The sequence below is a fragment of the Streptomyces inhibens genome (genome assembly GCF_003389455.1).
GTDB classification, from domain to species: Bacteria; Actinomycetota; Actinomycetes; order Streptomycetales; family Streptomycetaceae; genus Streptomyces; species Streptomyces inhibens.
This window is the reverse complement of sequence record NZ_QUAC01000363.1, coordinates 1-4,552: the sequence shown is the minus strand read 5'-3', so window position 1 is coordinate 4,552 and position 4,552 is coordinate 1. Positions and strand designations below refer to the sequence as shown.

Here is a 4,552-nt window from a genome sequence, read left to right as displayed (position 1 = left end):
GCCGCAGGCGGCAGCCGCCGCGGCACGACCCCCGACCTCACCGAGCTGCTGCCCCAGTGGCTGGCCGCCGCCGAGGGGTACGGCTATCGCGCCCCGGAGGCGCTGCTGCCCGCGCTGCTCGACGCCGCCCGGGCCCGTACGGACCTGCGGCCCGCCGCGCTCGCCCTGGCGGGACCGCGCGCCGTGTGGCTGGCGCGGCTCAACGACGAATGGAAGTTCGCGCTCCGCGGGATCGGAGGCCCGGCCGCACCGCCCGGTGCCGACGACCCCGAGGAGGTACGGCTCCGGTGGGAGGAGGGCCTGTTCGCCGAACGGGTCGCGCTGCTGACGGCGCTGCGCCGCCGCGATCCGCGGGCCGGCCTGGCGCTGCTGGTCACGACGTGGTCCACGGAGCGGGCCGAGGACCGTCTGATGTTCCTCGACTCGCTGCGCGAGGGCCTCTCGGCGGCCGATGAACCCTTCCTCGAACAGGCGCTGTCCGACCGCAGCCGCAATGTCCGCGCCACGGCCGCCGAGCTGCTCTCCGCGCTGCCCGGCTCCGCGCTCGCGGCCCGTATGGCCCGGCGTGCCCGTACGTGCATCGGCCTGGACCGCACGGCCGACCCGGCGGCGATCGTCGTCGAGGCGCCGCACGAGTGCGACGCGGGGATGCAGCGGGACGGCGTCACTCCCAAGCCGCCGTCCGGACGGGGCGAACGGTCCTGGTGGCTGGGCCAGTTGGTGGAGGCGGCACCGCTCGAAGGCTGGCACGAACGGTTCGCGGGCCGCGATCCGGCGGCGATCGTCGCGCTCCCGGTGGCCGACGACTGGCGGACCGAGCTGCACGACGCCTGGTCCCGCGCCGCCGTACGCCAGCGGAACGCCGACTGGGCAAGGGCGCTGCTGGGCGCGCCGGGCGCGCCGTCCCATGCCGCCGAGGTCGCGCCGGCCGGCTCGACCCGGGACCTGACGAAGCTGCTGACCGTGCTGCCCGATGACGAACGGGCCGGGTGGGTGGCGGAGTTCATCGCCGCGCACGGCCTCTCGGACGCCTTCCGGATGCTCGGCGTGTGCGCGGTCCCCTGGGCCGAGCCGCTGGGCCGCTCCGTCGTCGACGCCCTGGACATCGCCCGGGACGCGGGCAGCTATCCCTGGAGCTTCAGCGGAGTGATGGGCCTGGCCGAGCGCTGCCTGGACCCGGCGGCGGCGGACCGTCTCGACATGCTCACCGCGGTCACGGACGAGCCGGAGGGCGCCTCACCGGGCTCCGGCGGCTACTGGTCCGAGGCGTTCCAGCGCCTGGTCGGCACACTCCGGCTACGCGCCACGATGCGTGCCGAACTCACCCCTGCGCCCGGCGGCCGGACCGCGCCATGACCCTCCGCGCCCCGGCCGTCCCCGGCTATCTGCTCCCCGGCGTCTCAGACCGCCAGCGAGCGCACATTCGCATGGACCCACTCCACGATCGAGGCGGTGGTCGCGCCCGGCGTGAAGATCTCCGCGACACCCAGTTCCTTGAGCGGGGGGATGTCCGCCTCGGGGATGATGCCGCCGCCGAAGACCTTGATGTCCGCCGCGTCCCGCTCCTCAAGGAGGGCGATGACCTTCGCGAAGAGGGTGTTGTGCGCGCCGGAGAGGATGGACAGCCCGATCGCGTCGGCGTCCTCCTGGATCGCGGTGTCGACGATCTGCTCCGGGGTCTGGTGCAGCCCGGTGTAGATCACCTCCATACCGGCGTCGCGCAGCGCCCGTGCGATGACCTTGGCGCCCCGGTCGTGCCCGTCCAGCCCCGGCTTGGCCACCACCACACGGATCGGCCCCGACCTGCCTGCCGCGCCCTGGCTCCCCGCTTGCGCCCCGTCCTGCCGAGCCACACTCATCACTGCCTCCAAGCCATGCACGGCACGGTGGTGCCGCCGAGCCGACAATCGATCGCGCGACCGCGATCCGGCGGCCACGAGCGTGAACGAACGTTATCGCCAGCATCGCGCACGCCAGCCGTTTCGTGACATCCGGGGAGGGGGAAATCACACATGGGACACGTTCGCTACGCGCCGCGTTCCGCGTGTCGTGCCGCCGTGGCCGGGTGGTTGCGTGCGCGCGGGCCGGGCGCACGGGGAGCCGCAGTAGGGCCACCGCGCCGCCGGGCGCGCATCAGGGCGGGCACGCCGCATGCCTGCCGTCGCCGCTCATGGCTTCCCACGAGGGCACACGGGGGTCGCAGCCGCCTCCCGCGTGCCGTTCGGGAGGTCGGCCATGCAGGCCCTGCCTTTTCTCTCCGCACCGCTTCTGGTCGCGCGCATGCTCGCCGCACCCCTTCAGTGCGCGCGCCTGCTCCCCACCCGCACCTCTTCCCTCTTCCTCCGCAGCACCGTCGTGGACCTGGCGGTCCTCGCCGGCCATCTCCTCCTCTACCCGACCGGTATCTCCCAGGAACGACCCGTGCCACGGCCCACAGGAGGGCCCGCCGCGGCGGGCCCTCCGTCGTCGCCGACCGGGCCCGCCGCCCCCGACCTCCCGCCGCTTCTCCCGACCGAGGGCCGGGCCCATCCGCCCGTCCTTCTGCTCCACGGCTTCATCGACAACCGCTCGGTCTTCATGCTGCTGCGCCGCTCGCTGCACCGGCACGGCTGGCGCCGCGTCGAGGCGCTCAACTACTCCCCGCTGACCTGCGATCTCCGTAAGGCTGCCGAGTTGCTGAGCCGCCATGTGGAGGAGGTGTGCGTGCGGACCGGTCATCGCCGGGTGGACATCGTGGGCCACAGCCTCGGCGGGCTCATCGCCCGTTACTACGTGCAGCGGCTCGGCGGCGACACCCGCGTCCGTACGGTGATCACGCTCGGCACCCCGCACTCCGGCACCCGCATCGCGCCCCTGATGTCGGCGCACCCGATCGTCCGCCAGATGCGCCCCGATTCCGAGGTGATAGCGGAGTTGTCGCTCCCGGCACCGAATTGCCGCACGCAGTTCGTCGCTTTCTGGAGCGAGGAGGACCAGGTGATGGTTCCGGCCACTACGGCCAGAATCGATCACCCGGATTTGATCGCGTACAACGTGCAGGTCGCCGGGGTCGGACATCTCGCCCTACCGGTCAACGGCACGGTCGCGGCCGGAATACGGGAAGCGCTGGCCTCGGCGGAGGCGGCGGAAGGGGCCGCGGACGCCATCTCGGTGGCCTGACCCCCGGTCCGCGTCACCGGCCCCACTCGCCCTCCCGCGACGCCGAAACCGTGTCGCGCAGACGGCACGATCTTGACGTGCGCTCGAACATTCTTCGAACGAGGTGCCAAGAACTCGCATGCGGGCCACCGAAAGGCGGCCAAATGCCCGGTCTCGCCGAGCCCAAAACCCGTGGAAGATTGTCGCCGTCGCGTACTGCCGGGTACAGTCGCCGCTAATTCTCCTGCTGCCGAGGCGAAAGAGAAGTTGGTGAACGACCGTCACCCCTCGGGGGCCCAGCCTCCGACCGGCTCCACTTCCGACGCCTCGTATGCGCACTATCCGGCCTACGACTCCTACGGGCAGCAGCAGTCCCCGACCGTCAGCACCGCATACGGCGACGGCGACCCCCTCTTCGGTTCGCTCCCCGGCTCGTACGAGACGGGGATGTACGACACCGGCACATACGACACCGGGATGTATGACACCGGTGCGCACAGCACATATGGGGCAGGCGCGTACGACACGGGCGGCTACCGCACCGATGCGTACGCCATGGGGACTTACCCGGCGGGCGACGGCCATGACACCGGCGCCTACGACACCGGCAGCTTCGCCTCGGCGCAGTGGGACACCGGTGCGTACGACACCGGCTCCTACGCCGTCGCCGACCCGCAGTCGGCCGCCGCCGGTTACGACCCGTACGCGCACACCGCCTACGAGTCCCCGGTGCAGGAAGCGCCCGCATACGACTCGGCCGGGTACGAATCGGCCGCGTACGCATCTCCCGGGTACGAGGCGACCGCGTACGAAGCCACCTCCTACGGGCACGGCGGCTATGACACCGGGAGCTTCCCCACCGGCGGGTATGACACCGGCAGTTACGCCACGGGCACCTATGAGGCGCCCGGTGCCTACGAGACCACGGGTGCCTACGAGCCGACCGCCACCTACGGCACCATCGGCCATCAGGCCACCGCGGTCGAGGAGACCGCGAGCTACGAGGCCACGGCGGTCTGGTCGACCACCGACCAGCAGCTGATCGCCGGCATCCCGGCACAGGCCGGCCCGCCCCCGGAAGACACCGTCCAGTGGGACAGCACCACTTGGGACGAGAGCACCCGGTACGGCACCGGCCGGCTCGACATCGGCCAGTACGACACCGGCCGGCACGACGCCGACCAGCCGCTCGCCGGTGAGCACGAGTCCGACGACGGCTCCTCCGGCGAGACCCGCGACTCCGGCCACCCCGACGCGGCCGGCGACGCCGCCGCCGTGGCCGACGCCATGACGCAGGCCATGCCGATCACCACCGCGGTCGCCGCGCCCGCCGGCCGTCGGGTCGACGGGCCGAGCGCCGGCAAGGCCGTCCGTGGCCGCGGCCGGCGACGCCCGGCGAAGCGGTCGGCGCTGC

3 protein-coding genes and 1 pseudogene are annotated in these 4,552 nt (G+C 72.7%); 3 read left to right on the top strand and 1 reads right to left on the bottom strand.

Annotated features, from left to right (window positions below; all coding sequences use genetic code 11):
• Positions 1-1,356: DUF5691 domain-containing protein (locus tag DY245_RS34555; protein WP_128511062.1), on the top strand; the 1,356-nt coding region annotated here is incomplete at its 5' end.
• Positions 1,357-1,400: 44 nt separating this feature from the next.
• Here DY245_RS34555 and DY245_RS34550 read toward each other — a convergent pair.
• Complete coding sequence (locus tag DY245_RS34550) at positions 1,401-1,859, bottom strand: cobalamin B12-binding domain-containing protein (protein WP_181924003.1); 459 nt, start codon at positions 1,857-1,859, stop codon at positions 1,401-1,403.
• 421 nt (positions 1,860-2,280) lie between these two features.
• Between DY245_RS34550 and DY245_RS34545 the strand changes: the two genes are divergently transcribed.
• Both DY245_RS34545 and DY245_RS34540 read left to right on the top strand, forming a co-directional pair.
• Positions 2,281-3,159: an esterase/lipase family protein gene (locus DY245_RS34545; protein WP_244943451.1), complete on the top strand. Its 879-nt coding sequence runs from the start codon at positions 2,281-2,283 to the stop codon at positions 3,157-3,159.
• Between the two features lie 249 nt (positions 3,160-3,408).
• Positions 3,409-4,552, top strand: a pseudogene (locus DY245_RS34540) (M23 family metallopeptidase); the annotation flags it as partial.